At 28.2% G+C, this 23449-nt stretch carries 22 protein-coding genes; 17 read left to right on the top strand and 5 right to left on the bottom strand.

Going from position 1 to position 23449, the window contains the following annotated elements:
• Position 1: 1 nt before the first annotated feature.
• Positions 2-2482, top strand: coding sequence for a DUF6311 domain-containing protein (locus tag FHG05_RS15585; protein WP_140999036.1), 2481 nt, complete (start codon positions 2-4; stop codon positions 2480-2482).
• A gap of 38 nt (positions 2483-2520) precedes the next feature.
• Positions 2521-3069, top strand: coding sequence for a hypothetical protein (locus FHG05_RS15590; protein WP_140999037.1), 549 nt, complete (start codon positions 2521-2523; stop codon positions 3067-3069).
• A gap of 170 nt (positions 3070-3239) precedes the next feature.
• Here FHG05_RS15590 and FHG05_RS15595 read toward each other — a convergent pair whose 3' ends face one another.
• On the bottom strand, positions 3240-4214 hold the full coding sequence (locus FHG05_RS15595; RefSeq protein WP_140999038.1) for a glycosyltransferase: 975 nt from the start codon (positions 4212-4214) through the stop codon (positions 3240-3242).
• A gap of 100 nt (positions 4215-4314) precedes the next feature.
• Between FHG05_RS15595 and FHG05_RS15600 the strand changes: the two genes are divergently transcribed.
• The 10 genes from FHG05_RS15600 to FHG05_RS15645 all read left to right on the top strand — a co-directional run bounded on the left by FHG05_RS15600 (position 4315) and on the right by FHG05_RS15645 (position 15064).
• Entirely contained in the window at positions 4315-5130 is an 816-nt protein-coding gene (locus FHG05_RS15600) for a hypothetical protein (RefSeq protein ID WP_140999039.1), read from the top strand.
• 2 nt (positions 5131-5132) lie between these two features.
• Entirely contained in the window at positions 5133-6413 is a 1281-nt protein-coding gene (locus FHG05_RS15605; RefSeq protein ID WP_140999040.1) for an MATE family efflux transporter, read from the top strand.
• Between the two features lies 1 nt (position 6414).
• A complete protein-coding gene (locus FHG05_RS15610) occupies positions 6415-7227 on the top strand; it encodes a glycosyltransferase family 2 protein (protein WP_140999041.1) in 813 nt (270 codons plus the stop codon).
• Between the two features lie 499 nt (positions 7228-7726).
• The gene (locus tag FHG05_RS18455; protein ID WP_181369186.1) at positions 7727-8461 is read left to right on the top strand and encodes an O-antigen ligase family protein; all 735 of its coding nucleotides are present in this window, start codon (positions 7727-7729) and stop codon (positions 8459-8461) included.
• Positions 8448-9566, top strand: coding sequence for a glycosyltransferase family 4 protein (locus tag FHG05_RS15620; RefSeq protein ID WP_140999043.1), 1119 nt, complete (start codon positions 8448-8450; stop codon positions 9564-9566). The genes FHG05_RS18455 and FHG05_RS15620 overlap by 14 nt, the downstream gene beginning before the upstream one ends.
• 26 nt (positions 9567-9592) lie before the next feature.
• Positions 9593-10699, top strand: coding sequence for a DUF1972 domain-containing protein (locus FHG05_RS15625; protein ID WP_140999044.1), 1107 nt, complete (start codon positions 9593-9595; stop codon positions 10697-10699).
• On the top strand, positions 10641-11975 hold the full coding sequence (locus FHG05_RS15630; protein WP_140999045.1) for an O-antigen ligase family protein: 1335 nt from the start codon (positions 10641-10643) through the stop codon (positions 11973-11975). The genes FHG05_RS15625 and FHG05_RS15630 overlap by 59 nt, the downstream gene beginning before the upstream one ends.
• A gap of 1 nt (position 11976) precedes the next feature.
• Entirely contained in the window at positions 11977-12960 is a 984-nt protein-coding gene (locus FHG05_RS15635; protein WP_140999046.1) for a UDP-glucuronic acid decarboxylase family protein, read from the top strand.
• On the top strand, positions 12960-14312 hold the full coding sequence (locus tag FHG05_RS15640; protein WP_140999047.1) for an undecaprenyl-phosphate glucose phosphotransferase: 1353 nt from the start codon (positions 12960-12962) through the stop codon (positions 14310-14312). Before FHG05_RS15635 ends, FHG05_RS15640 begins: the two co-directional genes overlap by 1 nt.
• The gene (locus FHG05_RS15645; RefSeq protein WP_140999048.1) at positions 14312-15064 is read left to right on the top strand and encodes a glycosyltransferase family 2 protein; all 753 of its coding nucleotides are present in this window, start codon (positions 14312-14314) and stop codon (positions 15062-15064) included. The genes FHG05_RS15640 and FHG05_RS15645 overlap by 1 nt, the downstream gene beginning before the upstream one ends.
• Here FHG05_RS15645 and FHG05_RS15650 read toward each other — a convergent pair.
• Positions 15061-16371 (bottom strand): phenylacetate--CoA ligase family protein, encoded by a 1311-nt coding sequence (locus FHG05_RS15650; protein ID WP_140999049.1) that lies wholly within the window; start codon positions 16369-16371, stop codon positions 15061-15063. The two genes, FHG05_RS15645 and FHG05_RS15650, sit on opposite strands and share 4 nt — an antisense overlap.
• 115 nt (positions 16372-16486) lie before the next feature.
• Here FHG05_RS15650 and purD point away from each other — a divergent pair, with 115 nt between their 5' ends.
• Positions 16487-17758 carry a phosphoribosylamine--glycine ligase gene (purD, locus tag FHG05_RS15655; protein WP_140999050.1) on the top strand — a complete coding sequence of 424 codons (1272 nt, stop codon included), beginning with the start codon at positions 16487-16489 and terminating at the stop codon, positions 17756-17758.
• Positions 17759-17786: 28 nt separating this feature from the next.
• On the opposite strand, the gene FHG05_RS15660 is transcribed toward purD, so the two are convergent.
• The gene (locus tag FHG05_RS15660; protein ID WP_140999051.1) at positions 17787-18017 is read right to left on the bottom strand and encodes a DUF6341 family protein; all 231 of its coding nucleotides are present in this window, start codon (positions 18015-18017) and stop codon (positions 17787-17789) included.
• A gap of 46 nt (positions 18018-18063) precedes the next feature.
• Here FHG05_RS15660 and FHG05_RS15665 point away from each other — a divergent pair, with 46 nt between their 5' ends.
• Positions 18064-18990, top strand: a complete 927-nt coding sequence (locus tag FHG05_RS15665) for a DUF6427 family protein (protein WP_140999052.1) — start codon at positions 18064-18066, stop codon at positions 18988-18990.
• Here FHG05_RS15665 and upp read toward each other — a convergent pair.
• A complete protein-coding gene (upp, locus tag FHG05_RS15670; protein WP_140999053.1) occupies positions 18985-19638 on the bottom strand; it encodes a uracil phosphoribosyltransferase in 654 nt (217 codons plus the stop codon). The two genes, FHG05_RS15665 and upp, sit on opposite strands and share 6 nt — an antisense overlap.
• A gap of 74 nt (positions 19639-19712) precedes the next feature.
• On the opposite strand from upp, the gene FHG05_RS15675 reads away from it, so the two are divergent.
• Complete coding sequence (locus FHG05_RS15675) at positions 19713-20318, top strand: DUF4254 domain-containing protein (protein WP_140999054.1); 606 nt, start codon at positions 19713-19715, stop codon at positions 20316-20318.
• A gap of 10 nt (positions 20319-20328) precedes the next feature.
• Positions 20329-21366 carry a glycosyltransferase family 9 protein gene (locus tag FHG05_RS15680; RefSeq protein ID WP_140999055.1) on the top strand — a complete coding sequence of 346 codons (1038 nt, stop codon included), beginning with the start codon at positions 20329-20331 and terminating at the stop codon, positions 21364-21366.
• Positions 21367-21373: 7 nt separating this feature from the next.
• On the opposite strand, the gene FHG05_RS15685 is transcribed toward FHG05_RS15680, so the two are convergent.
• Positions 21374-22117 carry a lysophospholipid acyltransferase family protein gene (locus FHG05_RS15685; protein WP_140999056.1) on the bottom strand — a complete coding sequence of 248 codons (744 nt, stop codon included), beginning with the start codon at positions 22115-22117 and terminating at the stop codon, positions 21374-21376.
• Positions 22118-22340: 223 nt separating this feature from the next.
• Between FHG05_RS15685 and trpS the strand changes: the two genes are divergently transcribed.
• Entirely contained in the window at positions 22341-23309 is a 969-nt protein-coding gene (gene trpS, locus FHG05_RS15690) for a tryptophan--tRNA ligase (protein ID WP_140999057.1), read from the top strand.
• The last annotated feature ends 140 nt before the right edge of the window (positions 23310-23449 follow it).

Below are 23449 nucleotides of genomic sequence, written 5' to 3' on the forward strand. Positions count from 1 at the left end.
AATGAGCAAAAAAAGTAGTATTTTATATAGTATAGTTTTAATAAGTGTAATTTTAATTTTCTTGCTAAGATTTGGTATAGATGTTTTAAATCCAACTTCAACCAATTGGTTAATGAGTGCTTATCATGATTGGGGAACACATTATTTAGGTTGGGCCTATTTTAAAGAAGAAGCTTGGAAATTTCCTTTAGGTCAAATAGATGGCTATAATTATCCTGCAGGTACAACTGTGGGTTATACTGATTCAATACCTTTGTTAGCAATATTTTTTAAGATATTTAATTTCTTGTTGCCCAAAGAATTTCAATATTTAGGGTTTTGGCTGTTGCTATCCCATTTACTATTGTCCTATTACGCAATGAATATATTTAAAAGATACACTAATAATACATTGTATATTTTTTTAGGAACTCTTTTAATAACATTTAATCCCGTAATACTCTATAGAGACATACATCCTGCTTTAACGGCTCATTGGTTATTTGTCGGAATTATTTTTTATTATCTAAATATGGATAAATATAACTTTAAAAAAATGTTGCTGAAGCAATTTATTTTGATTTTTTTAAGTGCTTTAATCAATCCCTATTTAGTTTTATTTTGTTTGGCGTTGACGACCTTTATAATCATTAAAATAACGTTCATAAATAAATTTTTAAGCATTAAAAAAGCGCTACTTTATTTTAGTGTGAGTCTGTTACTCATTGTAATACCTTGGTATTGTACTGGAATGATTTCTTTCAACAAAGAAGTGGATATGGAAGTAACTAATAGTTATGGTCTTTACGGTCTTAACTTAAATTCATTTTTAAATACTGAAACATTCTCCAAATTTTTACCAGCATTAGATAAAGTTACTCCTCATCAATATGAGGGTTATGCCTATTTAGGTTTTGGTTTTCTTCTTTTAACCATTTTCTCATTAATACTTTATAGTTTTAATTATAAAAAACTGCAGTTTTCATATAAAAAGGCAATTCCACTAATTATTGCTGCTATTTTATTATTAGTATTTGCAATAACAAATAGTATAAGTTTTAATGATAAAATAGTATTTAACATTCAAATTCCTGAAATCATCATAAAAGTCGGAAACATATATAGAGCCTCTGGAAGATTTGTTTGGTTGTTCTATTACCTGCTTATTTTTAGTTCATTAATTGTACTTATTAAAGTTGAAATTAAAAACAGTTTAAAAACAATTTTGCTATTATTTATTTGTGGTATTCAATTCTATGATATTTCCCCTTTATTTATTAAAAATTTACCAAAAGGGAAATATAAAAACGAAAAAATTTCTGAAGATAGATGGGTTAAATTAACCTCAAATTTTGAAAAAATAATTACCTATAAACCATTTCAAAATCATTTATTAAACCATATGGATTACCAAGATTTATCCTACATGGCTTTGAAAAATAATTTACCAATAACAATTGGTTATGTAGCTAGAGAAACTACAGGGATAAACAAAAAGTTCTTAGACTCATTAGATATTGAAATTAAAAATAGTAATTATACTACAAATGATATTATTGTTACTACAAAAGAGTATTTAAATAATTTCTCACATTCAATTTATTACAATGAATTAGAAGTAAAATACTTAGATGGATATTATTTATTATATTCTTCTAAGAAGGAAATTCAAAATAAAATTTCACTGAAAAAGCCTGAAAAAGATTCCGTTAAGAATTTAATGTATTCTATTCGTAAAAGTTTAGCGTATAGAGAAATTACTAATCCAATTACAATTGAAAAAGGAATAGAAGGAAACATTGAAGACAATTTTATTACAGAAGACTATTTAGAAATTAACGGATGGTGTTTCAACAAAAATAATGTTACAAATAAGGATTCTATTTTTATTGCACTGGTAAATGAGCATAAAAAATATCTTTTCAATACTGAAAAAAAAGAAAGGCCTGATTTAGTAGATCATTTTAAAAATGAAAAATTAATAAATAGCGGTTTTAAGTGTAGAGCAGTTTTAAAAGAACTTGATGAAGGAAAATATGAAGTATTCTTAGGAATTAAAGATAGTTTGAAAAATGTAATTTTTAATAATACAAATAACCTTTCAATTGATATTAAGAGGAAAATTATCCCTAAAGAAATCCATCTACCTTTAAAAGAATCAGAGGAAGTTCTATTAAATGTAGAAGAAATTTTAGAAAATTCTAAGAAAATTAAGATAAAAGGATGGGCAGCTTTACCGAATAAAGACTCTTTTAAAAATACCATACAACTAATCTTGGTTGGTACCAAAAACTTTTCGATTGATGTGAATTATTTTAAGCGGGAAGATGTTACACAATTTTTTAAAAACACCTACAATAAAAATTATGATAACGCTGGTTTTATGATAGATATGGAAAAAAACGACATTTACAAAGGGGAATATAAAATAGGGATATTACTTACTGATGAACATAAAAATCAGTTTTTTAAAATTTCCGACAAAAAAATAATTATAAAATAAAAACTGAATATATTTGCAGTATTAATTAGATGAATATTATGAAAAATTTTTTTAAAACAATCTTATTTTGTTTTGTTTTATTAGTAGCAATTTCTTGTAAAAAAGAAGAGGAGCAAAAAGATGTTGAAAATGTACAAGCTGAAATTGTTGAAAAGGATGAATCGTTACACGTAATTTTCGATGTGATTGTTCCAGAAGATGACAATTTTCAGATTTATTGGTTTGATAATGGAGCTCCAATTGATCCAGAGCATTATGTAAATATTGATATAAAAGGAGCACCAACAGCTCAAACTTTAGATTTCAAAATTCCTGATGATTTTATTCCTACTCAATTGCGCTTTGATATTGGTAGTAATAAAAATCAAAAAGAAGTTAAATTTCTAAGTTGTGAATTTAAATATTTAGATAAAGTATTTAAAATTCAAGGTTCAGATTTTTGGATGTATTTTGGAAATAATGCTTCAATAGAATATAATAAAGAAGAAGCAACCGCAAAACCAATAACCAACTTACCAGAAGGTTATGATCCAATTTTTGGTGGAACAGAAAACACGGTAAGAGAACTTGAAAATTTATACAAATAATATATATTTTAATTTACGATACAACAACCCCTATAAACATAAAAAAGCTCAATCGAGCTTTTTTATGTTTATAGGGGTTGTTTACTTATTGTATATTTTATGGAGTAAGACATAAAATTTTAAGAATTGAAATAAAAATTGTTTTGATTTAACAAGTTAACCTTAATGTCTTATTTATTCCATTCAAAAGTATAATTTTTAGTTTTTTCTGTAGGATTTTTGACATTCAATTTTTCTCCATTTAAAACCTTTTCGTATAAATTAAAATATTCTAGAGTCATTTTTCTAGAATTAAAGTTGTCAAGGGCATATTCATGACATACTTTTTTATCAAAATTTTCAGCGTTTAAAACAGCTTCTTTTAAATCGTTTACAGAGTTACTAAGAAATCCTACTTCTTTAGGAACCAGTTCTTGTAATGAGCCATAAGGTGTTCCAAAAACAGGACAACCAAAGAATAAACTTTCAGTAATTGCAAGCCCAAAAGGTTCATGCCATAAAACAGGAAACAATAACCCTTTAGATTTATTCATAAGCCTACTTTTTTCTGAATCATTTACAGTACCTTCAAATTTTACTTTGTTACTAAAAGTAAAGGTATTCGGGTGAAATCGATTTCCTCCAAGAATTCGTATTCTTTCCTTTTTTGAAGCTCGTATAATTTCAATAGCACCTTTCACATTTTTAACGTTCCAAGCTGCTTTTCCTAAAAAATGAAAATATTCTCTTTTATTATCAAAACTTGGTTTTTTGTATGCATCCCAATCTAATCCATTATAAACATAACTTTCAGAATTATACCTATTTGCATGATTTTTGGATACAAATACAGAATTTAAATTGAGTTCATTAATTAAAAATGGATTTCCTTCAATCGTAACGATATGAGGTTTGTCAATTTTCTCTATGAAATTATCATCAAAAATATGTACGATATCAATATTTTCAGGAATTTGATCATTAAGACTTTTATTAGGATTAAAAATTAATAAATTGGTAAAATCACAGTATGAACCTTCTGGTGCTAAAAAAGTAACTTTATGTCCTAATTTATGAAGTTCTAAACCTAAATACCAAACTACTCTTTCAGTTCCACCATAAAAAAGAGAAGGGATTTTGTTTTGAACAGTAATTAATATATTCATTTAATAATAGGTAGTAATATAGCTGTAAACATAAAGATAAAGACTAAAAAAAACTAATTTAAAATTAAAAATAATTATTTTTGTTTTTTTTAAAAAAAGTATGGAGAGTAAAATAAATGTTATCTTTAGAAGTTGTGATATTGTTAATGCAGTTCATAATGCTCCTAGACCATTTGATTTAGATAAGAAAACACTAATAAAGATTTGTTTTAAAAGTCTCTATAACTCTTTGAAAGATTACGACTACACGATTACAGTATTAGGAGATAATTTATCGGATGAAATGAAACAATTTTTCTCGAAATTTGATTTGAAACTTATAGAAGGAGTCTATGGTAATGATAAATCAATTAGAGAAACAATAAAAATTGCTGAGCAATTTAATGATGACGAATGGGTTTATTTTTGTGAAGATGATTATTTGCACAAACCAGAGGCTTTCCAATATATCATTGATTTAATCAAGAATAAAGAAAGAATCGTTCCTGGAAAAATCAAAATAAAACAATTATTAAGAAAAAGAGAAATAACCCTTTTATCTATTAAAAGATTTTTTTCAAAGCCAAATTTAATAATTCATCCCTGTGATTATCCTGACAGATATAATTTAAAATACTTAAGCAAAAACTTTATATATCATACAGATTTATGTCATTGGCGACAAATTACAGATACTACTTTTACATTCGTAATGCAAGTTAAAGACGTAAAAAAGAAAAAGAAAGTCTTACTAAAATCATCTTACAGAGCTAATGATAGATATTTGAGCAAAAAAATGTATGGAAGATCTTTCTTTTTTAAGAAGTTTTTGTGTCTTTCACCTTTACCTAGTTTATCTACGCATATGCATGTTGAGACTATGTCACCTTTAGTTAACTGGAAAGTACTAGTTGATAAAATTTCCAAAGAAATATAATTATGTTCAAGATTTTAAATAGCTTGAATTTATTTAATTCTATTTTCAAAAAAGGAGGTGTTATTTTTGTATTCAAATTAATTGCAATGCTAATTAGTTTTTTTACCTATTGGTTTATACCTAATGAATTTGGAGAATCAGAACTAGGCCTTTTTACTTTAGCTTTAACAATACTTCAGTTGTCATATTTAATTTTTGCTCTAGGTTTACCTCATGCATTTTTAGCTTTTACTGGAGGTTTCGAAAATAATTATTTAAAAAAAGGATTTTTACTAAAATCATCTTTAATAGCAATATTGGTTTCATTACTACCTTGCTGTATCCTATTTTATAGTTCTAATTTTATTGCTGAAACTATTTTTAAAAAGGAAGATTTTAGTATTTTCTTATCCATCACTGCAATTGCAATTCCTTTTATGATTCTACATGAAATTTTGTGTTATTTCTTTTTATCTGTTGGAAAACACTTAATTTATAGTTTGTCATTATTCATTATCCCCAATGTTTTATTTTCTGTCTTTTTACTACTATCAAGTCATTTTAACCTTCCACCCTATAGTGTTTTTTTAAGTTATGTACTTGGGTTCTTTATAACTACAATATTCGGGTATTTATTAGTTTTTGGAAAAGACTTAAAGTTTATCATTCCTCAAATTTCCACGCCCAATATTTTAAAAAAATCTTTTCCAATGATGGTGGGAACAATTTTTTTACTCTTGCTTAATTGGACAGATGTTTTAATGTTAGGTAGATTGGATACGGAAGAAAATATTGGAATTTATAACATTGCCTTTAAAATAGGTTATTTAACTCTTTTTTTTGTAACCGCTATGGGGTCTGTAATAATTTCAGATATTTCGGAAAAATATAATTTGAAAGATTTTTACGGACTAAAAAAGACAATCAATAAAGCAACACAGTGGACAATAATTTTAACTTTACCCGTTGCTTTAATTTTAATAATATTTAGTTCTTTTTTCCTGCGATTTTTCGGTGAAGAATTTGTACAAGGTAAATGGGCACTTATTTTAATAACATTAGGAGCATTATTTAATGCAATGACAGGAAATGTAGATCAAATATTAAATATGACAGGAAACGAAAAAATGGTGAGAAATATTATGTTTCTAGGTTTTATTGTAAATGTAATATTAAATTTAATTTTTATACCTTCCTATGGTTATCTAGGAGCTGCTTTTTCAAGTTTATTAGTAAATGTTATTGTAAATAGTATATTTGTTATTGTTATAAAGAAAAAATTAGGCTTTTTAACGTTTATGTAATATGATTTTGGAACTATCAGTTATCCTTGTTAATTATAACGGAATAGAATATCTAGATGCTTGTTTAAAAAGTATAGAAGAAAATTTAGCTACAATAAATTATGAAATTATTATAATTGACAATTGTTCAAGTGATGATAGTTGTAAATTTATTAAAGAAAATTATCCTAAAATAAACTTAATCGAATCTAAAAACAATAATGGTTTTGGTAAAGGGAATAATTTAGCTGTTCAGCAATCGAAAGGAAGCTATTTACTTTTATTAAATGTAGATACAATTCTACAAAACAATATAAAACCTGCACTGGATTATTTGATTTCAAATAAAGAAATCGGAGCATTAGGAATTAATATGCTAAGTGGTACAAAAAAATATTTACAAGCAGCAGGTAAATTCCCAAATTTCATAAATCTTTTTTGGATGAAAAAAGCATTTAGTTTTAATAAAGAATTTATTTCAGGAAACTTTTCTAATCTTATTTATGAAGTTGATTGGCTAACGGGATCTTTTATTTTAATGCCAAAAAATGTTTTTGAAAAAATCAATGGCTTTGACGAAGATTACTTTTTATATGTTGAAGATGTTGATTTATGTAAAAGAATTTCAGATTTAGGCTATAAAAGAGTTTTTTACACCTCTCTTAATTATATTCATTTTGTAGGTTTTAACAAAAAGAAAAATAAAATGTTAATTGAAGGATTTCAATTATATATTAACAAACATTTCAAAGGTATTTATAAGTATATTTGTCATGGTTTATTGAAAATAAATCAAACTATTAAAAAGATAAAGTCTCGATTTGATGAAGATTAAAGTAAATACAATTTATTCAATATTTTTTTCAATTATTTTATTATCTCAACTTTATATACCTTCTTTTAAATTTAATATATTTTTACAGATAGGCGTATTACTATTATTTTTAGTAATCCCAAACAATAAAATTGCTGTAAAAACTTTACTAAAATTAAGTCCATTATTAATTATAGTTTTGTTAGGTATACTAATTGGATTTATTTATTCTAACAAAATAGGCGTTTTCATAAAAGATCTTTTTTATTTTATAAAGCCAGTTATAGGAATAATCTTAGGCTATTTATTTTTTAAAAAAACAGATAATTTCAAATTATTTTTAAAAACAATTATTTTAACAGGTTTAGCATCTGCATTAGTCCATTTAATAATAGTATTATTTTTTACAAATTTTTTATCTGGAAGTGTTTCTCAATTAAGAGAATTTACAAAGGATAATTTTTTAGAATTATTTGCAATTATACTTTTATTTTTTTCAGAAGATTATTTAGAAACACCTTTGTTTAGCAAAAAAAGAAAATTACAAATTTTAATAATATTATTTATTTCGGCAATTTTATATTTTTCAAGAACGATGTTTGTTGCTGGGATTTTAATGGTAATGGCAGTTAAAGGCTATACAGTTATAACTGCTAGAACCGTAAAACTAATAGCTTTATTACTTTTAAGTATAAGCTTATTGTATGTTTATTTATTTTCTGTCAAATTAGAGAGAAATGCCGTAGGATTTAATGGTTTTTTATATAAACTTAAAATGGCACCTGGGGAAATTTTCATCAGTAAAATTAACAGAGAAGATCATAGAAAGCTTTGGGATCATTGGCGAGCCTATGAAGCATCACGAGCAATTACTTTGATGCAAGAAAATCCAATGAGTTTTTTAGTTGGTACAGGATTAGGTTCAGAAATTAACCTAAAATTTTATTCCCCTTTAGGTGATGGTAAAAAAGGATTGAAATATATTTCTGAAATTCATAATGGCTATATTTTTGTCTTTTATAAAACAGGCTTAATAGGTATATTATTTTATTTATTTTTTTTAATAAAGTTATATAGGACAAGCTATTTTCAAAATAATTATATTTCGAATTTAATTTCGGGTATTGGCCTTTTTTATTTTTTTTCTTCATTAATAATTACAGGAATGTTTAATAAGAGAGATATTGTTGTACTTGTTTTAGGTGGGTTACTTTTTTTTAAATCAGTTGAAAATCAGTTGAATGAAAGAAAATAAAAAAACAAAAATACTTGTGGATTGTCATAAGTTTGATGAAGATTTTCAAGGTATTACCACTTACATAGAAGGTTTATATACTGAATTAGTTCAGCAAAAAGATTTTGAATTCTATTTTGCGTCAAGGAACCTCCATTTGTTGAAAGAGGTATTCGGTGAGGGAGATAATATATATTATAGAAAATTATATTTTTCGAATAAATGGTTGCGGTTAATCTTTGATTTTCCTCGAATTATTTTAAAAAACAAAATTGATTATGCTCACTTTCAATACATAGTGCCTCCAATTAAATTATGTAAGTATATCACCACAATACATGACGTCTTGTTTTTAGAGTATCCTAAATTTTTTACAAAAAAATATATTTTTAAAAACAAATATCTGTTTGGTTTTTCAGCTAAACTTTCAGATATAATTTTAACAGTTTCAAATTATTCTAAAAAGCGTTTACTAGAAAAGCGTATTGTAAAGGATCATATTTATGTTACACCTAATGCTGTTAATCCTGTTTATTTTAAAAAACATGATAAACAAGTAATCAGAGCAATAATTTCAGAAAAATATAAAATATTTCAACCCTATTTTATTTTAGTAAGTAGAATTGAACCAAGAAAAAATCATTTGCTACTTCTAAAAACATACATTGATTATCAATACTATAAAAATTATGATTTAGTTTTTGTTGGAAAAAAAGACCTAGATTATTCTGAATTATATTCATTTTTATCTCAATTAAATGAAGAGATTAAAAAAAGAATTCATTTTTTAGAAAATGTAAAAAACGCTGACCTATTAAAGCTTATACAGGGAGCAAGACTTTCGGTTTATCCTTCCTTAGCAGAGGGTTTTGGTATTCCTCCATTAGAAACATTGGCTGCTAATATTCCAACAGTTTGTTCTAATGCAACAGCTATGGAAGATTTTTATTTCCTAAATAAATATCAATTTAATCCAAATAATGGTTTTGATTTAAAAGAAAAAATTGACATGGCTTTGAATGAAAATGATTTAGATGAAAGTATTGAAGAGATGAAATCAACATACAATTGGAAAATTAGTGCAAAGAATTATTTAGAAGCAATTCGATTTAAAAATTCAAATTAGTACTTTTGTTTCCCATTCTTTTAAAAATGAAAATAGGAATACTTGGTACTAGAGGAATACCCAACCATTATGGAGGTTTTGAACAATTTGCGGAATTTTTTGCTACTTATGCAGTAACAAAAGGGCATGATGTATTTGTATATAATTCAAGTGCACATCCCTATAAACAAAATACTTTTAATGGGGTTAACATAATACATTGTTATGATCCAGAAAATAGAATTGGTACGGCTGGTCAATTTATATACGATTTAAACTGTATTAGAGATGCCAGAAAAAGAAATTTTGACATCATTCTTCAGTTAGGTTATACAAGTAGTTCCGTTTGGTTTTCATTGCACCCTAAAAAAGCTATTGTAATTACAAACATGGATGGTTTAGAGTGGAAAAGAACTAAATATTCAAATAAAGTTAGAAAAGCGCTTCAAGTTGCTGAAAGAATTGCGGTAAAGAAAAGCGATTATCTCATAGCGGATTCTTTAGGTATTCAAAAGTATATCCAAGAGAAATATAATAAGAAAAGCATCTACATTGCATATGGTTCTAATTGTTTCAATCAACCAGATAGTGATGTCCTTAAACCATATCAAGTAGAAAAAGAAAAATACAATATGATAATGGCGCGTTTTGAACCAGAAAACAATATTGATATGGTATTGGAAGGAGTTACTTTAAGCGAAGATAAACAGCCTATTTTGGTAATTGGTAATTATAAAACCAAATATGGATCGTATCTTAAAGATAAGTTTTCAAAATTTAAGAACATTATTTTTTTAGGAGCCATTTATAATTTAAATCATTTAGATAACCTTCGTTTTTTTTCAAATTTATATTTTCATGGTCATACGGTAGGGGGAACAAATCCATCTTTATTAGAAGCAATGGGATCTAAAGCATTAATTGCAGCTCATAATAATGATTTTAATAAAGGTGTTTTAAATGAAAATGCCTATTATTTTTCTTCTGCTGAAGAAGTTAAAAAAATACTACAAACAATTAAAAAAAGTGATAACTTGCAGTTTGTAGAGAATAACTACGAAGCAATTGCAAAATCGTTTAATTGGGAGAAGATAAATGAACAATATTTACAACTTTTTGAACAATGTTTGGAAAGAAATTCAACTAGAAAATAAACAAAATATTTCGTTTATTCCTTTTGTGTTATTAATTAGTACATTGCCTTTAGCGATGGGAGTTAATAATGTTTTACTAGGTATTTTTCTATTAACTTCATTTCTTTCTTTTGTTAGAAAAAAACAGTATTTTTCTATTGTATTAGTTCCCCTTTTTGTATTTTTTTTATGGATTTGTTTATCTTATTTTTGGTCTATAGATAGCAATAAAACGCTAGTAAATCTTCCAAAGGAGCTTCCTTTTTTATTGGTCCCATTAGCTTTCATGAGTATTCCCACTTTTACAAATGAGCAAAACAACAAGATACTAAAATTTTATAGTTATTCTATGGTTGTTTATGTGCTATATTTTACAATAAGAGCAATTGTTAGATATAGTATTAGTAACAATATTGATGTCTTTTTTTATCATGGACCAGACAATTTGACCGATACTGGATTAGTGCCGAGACTACTTAATGCTATTCATTTTTCTGTCTATTTGGTAATTGCTTTTTTTTATTTTTTTACAAAAATGAATAAAACTAAATTAGAGTATATTTTTTCGATACTGCTTTTTATTTTTATCATTTTATTGTCTTCTAAAAACATTATTTTAATTTTTATCTTATTAATTTTAATTCATGTTTTTTTCTATTCAAAAGCTGCTAATAGATTACGATTAAGAAACTTAACACTTATTTTTATACTATTCGGATTTATTATTTCATTTAAAAATATAAAAGAACGATTCTTAATAGAATTTACTAGTAATTCTAAAAAAAGTCTGTCTCATAATGTTAATGTTAATAATACAAATGGCGTTAATAACATAAGTATTTATGAAGCATGGAATAACAAAGCTTTTACACATAATGATTTTTTTCCTGGAACCTCTTTTAGAGTCTATCAAGTTCGAATTTTTATGGATTTTTTAAAAGAAGAACCTATATTTTTAAAAGGTTTTGGTTTTGAAGCTTCAAGTGAAAAATTACTAGAGAAAGAAAAGCAATACAATTTATATCCAGGTTATGGAAATTTTAATTTTCACAACCAATATATTCAAAATTTTGCAGAATTAGGAATTATTGGCTTTATTTTACTTTTAGTAATAGTAGCAATAAATATAAAAATAGCCTTAAGAAGTAAAGATTTTATTCATATTGCTTTTGCAATTGTAATGATAAGCTTATTTTTGACAGAATCATTTTTGTGGAGGCAAAGAGGAGTCTTATTCTTTGTTCTTTTTTATTGTCTTTTAAACACAAAAAATTATGCATCAATTTATAAAAAATAAAATGAAAAGAATATTAATAACAGGAGCTGCAGGATTTTTAGGTTCACATCTTTGTGATCGATTTTTAAAAGAAGGTTACTTTGTAATTGGAATGGATAATCTAATTACTGGAGATTTAAAGAATATTGAACATCTTTTTAAAGAAAAAAACTTTGAATTTTATCATCACGATATAACTAAGTTTGTCCATGTACCAGGAGAATTAGATTATATTTTACATTTTGCATCTCCAGCAAGTCCGATAGATTATTTAAAAATTCCAATTCAAACCTTAAAAGTAGGTTCATTAGGAACACATAATTTATTAGGTTTGGCCCGTGTTAAAAATGCTCGTATTTTAATTGCTTCTACTTCTGAAATTTATGGAGACCCCTTAGTGCACCCACAAACAGAAGAATATTATGGAAATGTGAATACCATTGGTCCAAGAGGTGTTTATGATGAAGCCAAACGTTTCCAAGAATCTATTACTATGGCCTATCATACTTTTCATGGAGTAGAAACCAGAATTGTAAGAATATTTAATACCTATGGACCTAGAATGCGACTTAATGATGGTAGAGTAATACCCGCATTTATTGGTCAAGCCTTACGAGGAGAAGATTTAACAGTTTTTGGTGATGGTAGCCAAACACGTTCTTTTTGTTATGTAGATGATCAAGTTGAAGGTATTTGGAGATTGTTACATTCTGATTATGCTTTACCGGTTAACATAGGAAATCCTGATGAAATTACCATTAAAGATTTTGCAGAAGAAATTATTAAGTTAACAGGTACCAATCAAAAAATTGTATACAGAGACTTACCTATAAATGATCCTTTACAAAGGCAACCCGACATTACAAAAGCTAAAGATATTTTAGGTTGGGAACCAAAAGTAGGAAGAGAAGAAGGTATGAAAATAACTTATGAATACTTTAAATCTCTTTCTCCAGAAGAATTAGCAAAAGAAGAACATAAAGATTTTACAAAATATATTTATTAATGTCACCAAAGACAGGAAGATATTCAGGATACATAAGGCCCTTTTCGTATGTCGTTGATTTATTAATAGTCAATGTACTTGCTTTTTATTTTCTTCCAGAACAATTAAACAATTTTGGATATCATTTTTTTATTTCCTTTTCTTGGATAATAATATCTTCAAACGTAGCTTTTTATGAAGTATATCGATTTACAAAAGAGTTTCAAATACTAGGAAAATTAATAAAACAATATTTGTTTTTTTTAATATTTAATTTTGCTTATTTAGGATTTTTTTACAAGTTTTCAGAACCTTCACAAATGGTAAAGTTTATTTCTTTTTCTTTACTTTTTGTTTCTACTGAAAAATTTGCCATTTATTACTTTTTAAAAAGATTTAGAGTCACTTTTGGAGGAAACTTTAGAAGAGTAATAATCGTAGGCCATGGAAAGCAAGTTGAAAAATTAATCCATTTTTTCAACGAAAACCCAGATTATGGTTATAAACTTGAAAAAGTTATAGATGTTAAAGAAGGAAAGAAAGATAGTTTTAATTCTTGTTTTGATTTTGTTTTAGATGAAAGAATAGACGAAATATATTGTTCCATTTCTAGTTTAAGCAATAGTGAATTGAATTTATTTGTTGATTTTACCGATAATAATTTAAAAAAACTAAAGCTATTACCTGATAATAAAAATGTATTATCTCGAAATTTGATACTCGATTATTACGATTATATTCCAATAGTTTCTCTAAGAAATATTCCTTTAGATAAACGTACCAACCAAATTACAAAAAGAGTTTTTGACATTGTTTTTTCGTTACTAGTTATTATAGGAATTTTATCATGGTTAACACCAATTGTTGCTTTATTGATAAAGCTAGAATCAAAAGGGCCTGTTTTTTTTAAGCAAAAAAGAAATGGATTAAACTATGAAGAATTTTATTGCTATAAGTTTCGATCCATGCACTTAAACCCAATTGCAGATATTGAACAAGTACAAAAAAATGATCCTAGAGTTACTCGATTAGGAGCTGTTTTAAGAAAAACAAGTTTAGACGAACTACCTCAGTTTTTTAATGTTCTTTTAGGAGACATGTCTGTTGTAGGTCCAAGACCTCACATGGTCAGTCATACGGAGATGTATGCTAAAAGTGTAGATAAATTTATGGTAAGACATTTTATTAAACCAGGTATTACTGGTCTTGCACAAACCAATGGTTTTCGAGGAGAAGTAGAGAACAATAGACATATTATTAATAGGGTTAAATATGATATTTTCTATATCGAAAATTGGTCTGTAGTGTTAGATGTAAAAATTATTTTTTCTACAGTATTAAATGCAATCAAAGGAGAAGAAAAAGCCTATTAATGGAAGCTTTAGTTTCAATCATAACACCTACATTTAATTCCGCTAATTTTATTGCTGAAACCATTGCTTCAGTACAAAATCAAACCTATCCTAATTGGGAAATGATTATTGTAGATGATGGTTCTTCAGACGAAACAGAGAACATTGTTGCTTCGATAATTGAAAATGATAAACGTATTCAATTTTACAAGTTAGATATAAATTCTGGGCCAGCTGTTGCTAGAAATACGGCTATTGAAAAAGCAATAGGTCATTACATTACTTTTATTGATGCAGATGATGTTTGGTTTCCTACATTTATTGAAAATAGTGTAAAAACAATAAAAGAACAAAACGTTTCATTTGTTTTTTCGTCTTATAAACGCGCTAATGAAGCTTTAGAATTCATATACTCTGATTTTATTGTTCCTCAAAGAGTTACTTATACCGATATTCTAAAATCAAATTCTATTAGTTGTTTAACGGCTTTTGTGGATATTAAGACACTAGGAAAGAAACAAATGCCCTTCATTCGTAAACGTCAAGATATGGGATTATGGTTGCAGTATTTAAAAATAATTCCTTTTGCTTACGGAATTCAAGAACCACAAGCCATATATAGAATTAGAGAAAATTCTTTGTCAAGGAAAAAATCACATTTAATTAAGTACCAATGGCAATTTTACAGAGAAGTAGAACAATTAAATCTACTGCAATCTACTTATTATATACTTCATTGGATGTATCGTGGTTTTATGAAATACCGAAATTAGAGTAACGATTCGAACTGTTTTAACTTACCGCGCTTACTACGTTGTAACATTTCTTTTCGGTGATACGTAAACTTTAGATTAGGTTCTAAATATTTAGAAATGGCTTTTTCAATTTCCACTATCTGTTGGGGTGTAAGTTCAAAATTACTTACATAATCGATTTCAAAACTATCTGTTTTAGTTTGACGAATGATAAACTCTTTTACATTCCCATCATCTTCAATAATACTTTTGGTAACATAATAAAAAGTAAGTCCTGGTGAAGTTTTTCCACTAGGTAGAATAGCAATATCATTGGTTCTTCCTAAAAGTTGTTTTAAAATAGGCTTTTTCCAGGTACTTTTTTCATCTAAAATACCTCTATCACCTATTTCATAGCGAATAAAAGGATGTGCTTTGTTATATAAGGAAGTAATTACAATTTTCCCTTCTGTGCCATAAGGGACAGGCCGATTGTTTTCATCTACTATTTCAACAAATAAAGTTTCACTATTTACTTGCCATTCTCCTATTGTATTCTGAAAAGCAATCAAATCCAATTCTGAAGCACCATATTCATTAACGATTGGAATACCAAACTGTGTTTCTAATAATTCTTTATCGGAATCAAACAACATTTCTGAAGTTACCATACAAACTTGTAGTGAAGGGCAAATATCTTTTAAAATGATGTTTTTCATTTTTAAGAATTTAGCAAATAATACAATAGAGCTGGTATAACCGTTGATATAGTCAAATTTTTTTCGCTTGAACTGGTATACTATTTTTTCTAAAACAACATCTGATAAATCAAAAATTGGAAACCGATAGCGTTTACTTAAAAAATCTTTAAGACGTTCTTTTTGGTACCCCAAAAAATCTAAAGGAATACCATAGAAACGAGCCTGATAAGAGGTGTTAAAGTTTATATTATACCAGCCAAATCGATAGATTATAGAAGCCCAAGTTAAAGCATGTGCTTCTTTATCTTTTGCAAAAATAAAGGGATCACCACTAGAACCAGAAGTTTTATTCACAAAAACAGTTTTTTCAGAGTAGGTTTTTGAAAGTCTTTCCGATAAAGGTTGTTGCAAATCTTTTTTGGTTAATATAGGTAAATCTTCCCAAGTATTAAACTGTTTTTTTTCTACTAAATTTTGATAAAAAACATTATTTTTAAGATGAAAAGCAACGATTTCTTTTCTTTTTTCCTCAATATATTTTTGATAATTATCATCTTCAATTTTTAAAATGGAAGCAAAATCTTCTTTTGCTTTTTGTATAGGAAAGCCATTTATTTTTAATGTCAATTCAAAAAGAGGAAACATGAGAATTAATTTTCTCAAAAGTATAAAAACTGTAAGAAACAAAATTCTTTTTTCTTTCTTCTTTTTTCTTTCTTCTGTAGAAAACGTATTTTTGCCAAAATAACAACACAACAAAATGACAATATTACTTTTAGGTTCGGGAGGACGCGAACACGCTTTGGCTTGGAAAATGTTGCAAAGTCCAAAATGTTCTTCTTTATTTGTAGCTCCAGGAAATGCAGGTACAGCAACAATCGCAAAAAACATTTCAATTAACCCTAATGACTTTGAAGCTGTAAAACAATTTGTTTTGCAAGAAAAAGTTGATATGGTGGTTGTAGGACCAGAAGATCCTTTAGTAAATGGAATCTACGATTATTTTAAAAACGATAGTGAATTAAATGAGATTCCGGTTATTGGACCTTCTAAAATTGGAGCACAATTAGAAGGCAGTAAAGAGTTTGCTAAGGAATTTTTAGTTAAAAATAATATTCCAACAGCTAAATACGAAAGCTTTACAGCTGCTACTGTGGAAAAAGGATGTGCTTTTTTAGAAACTTTACAACCTCCTTATGTATTAAAAGCAGATGGCTTAGCAGCAGGAAAAGGAGTTTTAATCTTGCAAGATTTAGAGGAAGCTCAAAAAGAACTAAGAAGTATGTTGGTTGATGCTAAATTTGGTCAAGCCTCTTCTAAAGTGGTAATTGAAGAATTTTTAGATGGAATTGAATTAAGTTGCTTTGTTTTAACTGACGGAAAAAGTTACAAAATTTTGCCTACAGCGAAAGATTACAAACGCATAGGAGAAGGTGATACAGGTTTAAATACAGGAGGAATGGGAGCCGTTTCACCAGTACCTTTTGCAGACCAAGTATTATTAGATAAAATTGAAACTAGAATTGTAAAACCTACTATTGAAGGTTTACAAAAAGATACTATTGATTATAAAGGATTTGTTTTTATTGGTTTAATCAATGTTAAAGGGGAGCCTATGGTAATCGAATACAACGTTCGAATGGGAGATCCAGAGACGGAAGTGGTTATGCCAAGATTAAAAAGCGATTTAGTTGCTATTTTTGAAGCAATGCATGCTCAAGAATTAGAAAAAATTACTTTAGAAATTGATGAGAGAGCGGCTACAACAATTATGGTGGTTTCTGGAGGTTATCCTGAAGAATATGAAAAAGGACACGAAATAACCGGAATTGAAACGATTACGGATTCATTAGTTTTTCATGCAGGAACAAAACTAGATAATGGTACAGTTGTTACAAATGGTGGAAGAGTATTGGCTGTAACTTCTTATGGAAATGATTTTCAAGAAGCCATAAAAAAATCTTATCAAAGTATAGCAAAACTACAATTTGATAAGATGTATTATCGTAAAGATATTGGCTTTGACTTATAAATAAAGTTCCTCTTTTAAAAGGGGAATTTTATTTTAAAAACGAATGTGCAGTTGTGTCTTGAGTATCTTCATTATTTGCTTTATGAAGATTTAATTGTTTTACCCAATACACCATAGCCACACAACAAATAATGATGAAAATCCAGTTTATAGTGTTTGCACCCCACCAATTTGTTAATTCCATTTCTCTTAACCAATGAAAAGGGACAAATAAATAATCGGTGAAAAGTGTACCAATTCCTTCAAAAAATGATTTCATTTTAATAATGTATTATATTTACACTACAAAAGTATAAAATATCCTGATGATAGCAAGCATTTTTAATAAAACAAGACCTTTTAATTATGTAATTATTGGAACATTGCTTTTAATAGCCTTTGTTTCTTATTCTGTTTCTCACCAAACATATACCGGATGGGAAGGTATTTTATATGGAAGTTTATACTTTATAGCAATTGCAGCTTCTTGTTTTTTAGTCAATTTTATTGCTTTAAAAAATAATTTGTCTAGAAATAATAATTATGCCATTTTACTCTTTTTTATTTTTTTACTCTTTTTTCCTACCATTTTTAAAAATAAAAACATTTTAATATCTAATTTTTTATTACTACTGTCCCTAAGAAGATTAATTTCATTAAAATCGATGAAAAACACCAAAGAGAAAATCTTTGATGCGTCATTCTGGATTTTTTTAGCTGCGTTATTTCATTTTTGGAGTATTCTCTTTATTTTTCTTGTTTTTGCTTCTATTATCTTACACGTATCAAGAGACTATAGAAATTGGATCATTCCTGGAATAGCTTTGTTTAGCGTAATTATTCTATTTTTTATTTTTAATATTTGGAGTGATAATGAACTTCTAGAAGCTTTTTTTGCTAAGTCCTTTATTAGTTTTGATTTTACGTATTTTGAAAACACGTATCAAAATATTGCACTAGCTGTTTTCACGTCTATTGGTTTTTTGTTTTTTATCAATATGATTTTAACCTTGGCAACAAAACCAATGAACATGAAAACCTCTTACAAAAAGATTATTTTTGCATTTATATTAGGTGTTATCGTATATCTTTTTTCAGCGGATAAAAACAATAGTTGTTTGGCTTTTTCCATAGCACCTTTAGCTATACTAGGAGCTAATTTTATTGAAAATCAAGAAAATAAAATTCTTAAAGAAGGAACTCTATATGTTTTATCTTTATTGGGTATTTTCTTTTTTGTGGCTCAATTATAATTTGATACCATAAGCTAAATCACCCGCATCACCTAAACCAGGAATGATATAATTTTTTTCATTCAGTTTTTCATCTAATGCGGCTACCCATAAATGTACGTTTTCTGGTAAATTTTCTTGTAAATATTGGATGCCTTCTGGAGCAGCAATTGCTACGGCGATATGAATTTCTTTCGGTTTTTGCTCTAAATGTAATTTATGCAAAACGGCTACAATGGATTGTCCAGTAGCTAACATTGGATCAATTAAAATAAGCGTTTTATTTTCTAAGTTAGGAGCCGCTTGATATTCCACTCGTATTTCAAAAGTAGCATCATTATTTGGATGATAGCGGTATGCTGAAACAAAACCATTATCTGCTGCATCAAAAATGTTCATAAAACCTGTATGAAGCGCTAAACCAGCCCGTAAAATAGAACATAAAACGACTTTATCAGAGATTTGGGTTGTATTTTTAATTCCCAAAGGTGTTTGTACTTGTATTGGTTTGTATTCCAATGTTTTACTCAATTCATAGGCCATAATTTCACCAACACGCTCTATATTTTTACGAAAACGCATACTGTCTTTCTGGATTGAAACGTCTCTAATTTGAGCTAAAAAGTGATTTAAAATGCTGTTTTCTTCTGAAATATAATGAATATGCATTGGATTAGTTTTTAAATTTCAGGTTAAAAGTACAAAAAAACCTTATTTTTGTAGAAATTTAAAAAATTATAATCATGTTTGCAGAATTTGCATTTCCCATATTTGAGCGTGCTATTAACGATTATCACGTTATTAACGATGTGTATCAACCCGTACAAAATCCGTATGAAAAAGGAACTATTGAGTACTTATTGTATGCAAAAAACTGGGTAGACACGGTGCAATGGCATTATGAAGATATTATTCGTGATCCACAAATAGATCCTGTAGCGGCTTTAGATTTAAAAAGAAAAATTGATGCTTCGAATCAAGTACGTACCGATATGGTAGAATATATTGATAGTTATTTTCTTCAAAAATATGCAAATGTTCAAGTAAAAGCGAATGCAAAAATCAATACAGAGAGTCCAGCTTGGGCTATTGATAGACTTTCGATTTTAGCGTTGAAAATTTATCATATGAATGAAGAAGCTACAAGAGCAGAAGCAACTGCAGAGCATAGAGCAAAATGTCAAGAAAAATTGAACGTATTATTAGACCAAAAAAACGATATGTTTACTTCCATTAGCCAATTGATTGAAGATATTGAAAATGGAGATAAGTACATGAAAGTATACAAACAAATGAAAATGTATAACGACGAGGAATTAAATCCTGTTTTATATCAAAATAAAAAATAGTCATCGTTAGATGTCTAAAACAAAACATATTTTAGTAATAAGGCTTTCAGCCATGGGTGATGTTGCCATGACAGTTCCTGTGTTGAGAGCTTTTTCTATGCAATACCCTGAACATTCTATAACCGTAGTTTCTCGTCCTTTTTTTAAACCCTTTTTTCAAGATATTCCAAATGTAAATTTCTTTGCAGTGGATTTAGTAAAAAGGCATAAAGGATTTCTAGGACTGTTACGCTTGTTTTTTGATTTACAAAAATTAAACATCAATGCTGTTGCTGATTTACATAATGTGTTGCGTTCCAAAATAATTCGAACCTTGTTTTTTCTTTCTGGAAAAAAAGTGGCTGCAACTGATAAAGGTAGAAAAGCTAAAAAAGAATTAACCCGATTAGAAAATAAGATTTTCGCTCCCGTAAAACCCATGTTTCAAAATCATGCAGATACTTTTCAAAAATTAGGTTTTCCAATTGATTTCTCTATGGTTCCATTGTCTGAAAAAGCAATTCTATCGGAAGCAATTCTTGAAAAAGTGCCCTTTGATACCCATAAAAAAAATATTGGAATTGCTCCTTTTGCACAATATGAAAGTAAAGTATATCCTTTCGATTTGATGCAAGAAGTAATCCAACAATTAGCCTCTCATTCTCAGTATAACATCTATCTTTTTGGAGGTGGAGCAAAAGAAATTCAGTTATTGGAACAATTAAAAACGAATTATTCTAATGTAATTGTTTTGGCTGGAAAACTAACTTTGGAACAAGAACTTAAGGTAATTTCTAATTTAGATGTGATGCTTTCTATGGATTCTGGGAATGCACATATTGCAGCTATGTTAGACATTAAAGTAATTACCCTTTGGGGAGCAACCCATCCTTATGCTGGTTTTAAGCCCTTTCATCAGCCTGATGATTTTTGCATTACTGCAGACAGAACCCAATTTCCACTGTTGCCCACATCGGTTTACGGAAATAAAAAAGTTGTAGGATACGAAGATGTAATGCGAACCATTGCTCCAGAAACGGTTACCTCTAAAATAGAAAGTGTATTATAGAAAACTGTTATTTATAGTGTTTTTCCAATTCGTTTAGAATAACAGCTCTTGTTTGTTCTTTTAATGCTGTCTTATGATCCAAGCTCAAGCCTTTGGTTTCAATAAAAGGATGCACTTTTACACGCATACGACCTGTTGTGCCACTAAAAAAACGAAAAGGAAAACGTCTTTTATTGTCTATAAAGGTCATTGGTACAATAGGAATTTGATGTTCGATTGCCAAACGAAAAGCACCATCTTTAAACTCATCTAAAACAATACTTTCATCATCAGGAACACCTCCTTCTGGGAAAATACAAATACTCAATCCTTGATGTAATCGTTTTTGCGCCAATTCAAACACTTTAAAACGGCTTTTACTACTGCTTCGATCTACCATAATGCAAACGCGTTTGAAAAAGAAACCAAAAACAGGAATTTTAGCCAATTCTTTTTTGCCGACAAAAACAAAAGGATTCTTTTTTACCACTAAAAGCATCAACATAATGTCCGTCATGGAAGTATGATTGGCTACTAACATATAACTTTCTCCTTTTACCAATTTTTGTTGGTATTCCACTTTACGATAAAAACCCATTCCATAAAAAATAAGTTTCGCCCAAAAACGAGCTAAAAAGAAAAATTGAGGATAAGTTTTTTCACTTAAAATGGTGAGAAATAATATTGGAAAAAGAATAAGAATTGGAACAATTACCAAAAGGTAAAACCAAATGTGCCATACAATCCAAAAAGCATATTTTAGTATCTTCATATTTTTAAAACCAAACGTTAACGTATTGTTTCCATCATTTTCCTGCTATTCGTTTTATCTTTTAAACTTTGTTTAAAAGGATGCCACTTCTATCAGGAGTAGACTCAAACAAAGGGTGTTTTTTAAAATTCTCTCAAAAATAGCAATATTATTCAACTCTTTAGAAATAACCTTTTCCCATTTCTGTAAAAGTGGTATTTTTGCGACAAACAATAAGAAAAAAATGTCAAAAATTTTAACTGGCGTTCAAAGTACAGGAACTCCACACTTAGGAAATTTATTAGGTGCCATTTTACCAGCAATTGAAATGGCAAATGATCCAGCCAATGAGCCGTTTCTTTTTATTGCCGATTTACATTCGATTACACAAATAAAAGACGGAAAAACCTTGCGAGCAAACACCTACAGTACGGCTGCTGCATGGCTTGCTTGTGGATTGGATACGAATAAAGTTGTCTTTTATAGACAATCCGATGTGCCGCAAACCGCTGAGTTGTCTTGGTATTTGAGTTGTTTTTTCCCCTTTCAGAGATTAACCTTAGCGCATTCCTTTAAAGATAAAGCCGATAGATTAGAAGATGTAAACGCAGGTTTGTTTACGTATCCAATGTTAATGGCAGCGGATATTTTATTGTATGATGCAAATATTGTTCCTGTTGGAAAAGACCAATTACAGCATTTAGAAATCACTAGAGATGTGGCTTCTCGTTTTAATCATCAAATGGGAGAAACTTTTGTGTTGCCAGATGCCAAAATTGATAATAACACGATGTTGATTCCAGGAACCGACGGACAAAAGATGAGTAAGTCTAGAAATAACACGATTAATATTTTTTTAGATGATAAAGCCTTGCGCAAGCAAATTATGTCCATTCAAACGGATAGCACTCCTCTAGAAGAACCTAAAAACCCCGATACGTGCAATTGTTTTGCTTTATACCAACTTTTAGCTACTGCTGAACAAACAGCAACCATGAGAGCTAATTATTTAGGAGGGAATTACGGTTACGGTCATGCGAAACAAGCGTTATTTGACTTGATTGTAGAAAAATTTGCAACTGTACGTGAAAAGTACAATTACTACATCAATAATTTAGATGAGGTAGATGCGTTACTAAAAGAAGGTGCTGCTAAAGCAAGCATAGTTGCTAATGGTGTTTTAGGAAGAGTACGAGAGAAATTAGGGTATTAAGAAAATATTAGATATAGAAAAGCAGCTCAATTGCACTGCCCCCAAAAAGTTAGACACTATTTGGGGGTATTTTTATGGAAAGAAAAGTCAAGTACGATTATGCATTTAAATTAGAATGCGTAAGATTAGTTTTAGAAAAA

It is taken from the genome of Flavobacterium profundi (assembly GCF_006491645.1).
Classification (GTDB): Bacteria; Bacteroidota; Bacteroidia; order Flavobacteriales; family Flavobacteriaceae; genus Flavobacterium; species Flavobacterium profundi.

Excerpts from the sequence above, each read along its gene's own strand:
- FHG05_RS15585 (WP_140999036.1), top strand. The coding sequence starts at position 2 with ATGAGCAAAAAAAGTAGTATTTTATATAGTATAGTTTTAATAAGTGTA.
- FHG05_RS15590 (WP_140999037.1), top strand. The coding sequence starts at position 2,521 with ATGAAAAATTTTTTTAAAACAATCTTATTTTGTTTTGTTTTATTAGTA.
- FHG05_RS15595 (WP_140999038.1), bottom strand. The coding sequence starts at position 4,214 with ATGAATATATTAATTACTGTTCAAAACAAAATCCCTTCTCTTTTTTAT.
- FHG05_RS15600 (WP_140999039.1), top strand. The coding sequence starts at position 4,315 with ATGGAGAGTAAAATAAATGTTATCTTTAGAAGTTGTGATATTGTTAAT.
- FHG05_RS15605 (WP_140999040.1), top strand. The coding sequence starts at position 5,133 with ATGTTCAAGATTTTAAATAGCTTGAATTTATTTAATTCTATTTTCAAA.
- FHG05_RS15610 (WP_140999041.1), top strand. The coding sequence starts at position 6,415 with ATGATTTTGGAACTATCAGTTATCCTTGTTAATTATAACGGAATAGAA.
- FHG05_RS15620 (WP_140999043.1), top strand. The coding sequence starts at position 8,448 with ATGAAAGAAAATAAAAAAACAAAAATACTTGTGGATTGTCATAAGTTT.
- FHG05_RS15625 (WP_140999044.1), top strand. The coding sequence starts at position 9,593 with ATGAAAATAGGAATACTTGGTACTAGAGGAATACCCAACCATTATGGA.
- FHG05_RS15630 (WP_140999045.1), top strand. The coding sequence starts at position 10,641 with ATGAACAATATTTACAACTTTTTGAACAATGTTTGGAAAGAAATTCAA.
- FHG05_RS15635 (WP_140999046.1), top strand. The coding sequence starts at position 11,977 with ATGAAAAGAATATTAATAACAGGAGCTGCAGGATTTTTAGGTTCACAT.
- FHG05_RS15640 (WP_140999047.1), top strand. The coding sequence starts at position 12,960 with ATGTCACCAAAGACAGGAAGATATTCAGGATACATAAGGCCCTTTTCG.
- FHG05_RS15645 (WP_140999048.1), top strand. The coding sequence starts at position 14,312 with ATGGAAGCTTTAGTTTCAATCATAACACCTACATTTAATTCCGCTAAT.
- FHG05_RS15650 (WP_140999049.1), bottom strand. The coding sequence starts at position 16,371 with ATGTTTCCTCTTTTTGAATTGACATTAAAAATAAATGGCTTTCCTATA.
- purD (WP_140999050.1), top strand. The coding sequence starts at position 16,487 with ATGACAATATTACTTTTAGGTTCGGGAGGACGCGAACACGCTTTGGCT.
- FHG05_RS15660 (WP_140999051.1), bottom strand. The coding sequence starts at position 18,017 with ATGAAATCATTTTTTGAAGGAATTGGTACACTTTTCACCGATTATTTA.
- FHG05_RS15665 (WP_140999052.1), top strand. The coding sequence starts at position 18,064 with ATGATAGCAAGCATTTTTAATAAAACAAGACCTTTTAATTATGTAATT.
- upp (WP_140999053.1), bottom strand. The coding sequence starts at position 19,638 with ATGCATATTCATTATATTTCAGAAGAAAACAGCATTTTAAATCACTTT.
- FHG05_RS15675 (WP_140999054.1), top strand. The coding sequence starts at position 19,713 with ATGTTTGCAGAATTTGCATTTCCCATATTTGAGCGTGCTATTAACGAT.
- FHG05_RS15680 (WP_140999055.1), top strand. The coding sequence starts at position 20,329 with ATGTCTAAAACAAAACATATTTTAGTAATAAGGCTTTCAGCCATGGGT.
- FHG05_RS15685 (WP_140999056.1), bottom strand. The coding sequence starts at position 22,117 with ATGAAGATACTAAAATATGCTTTTTGGATTGTATGGCACATTTGGTTT.
- trpS (WP_140999057.1), top strand. The coding sequence starts at position 22,341 with ATGTCAAAAATTTTAACTGGCGTTCAAAGTACAGGAACTCCACACTTA.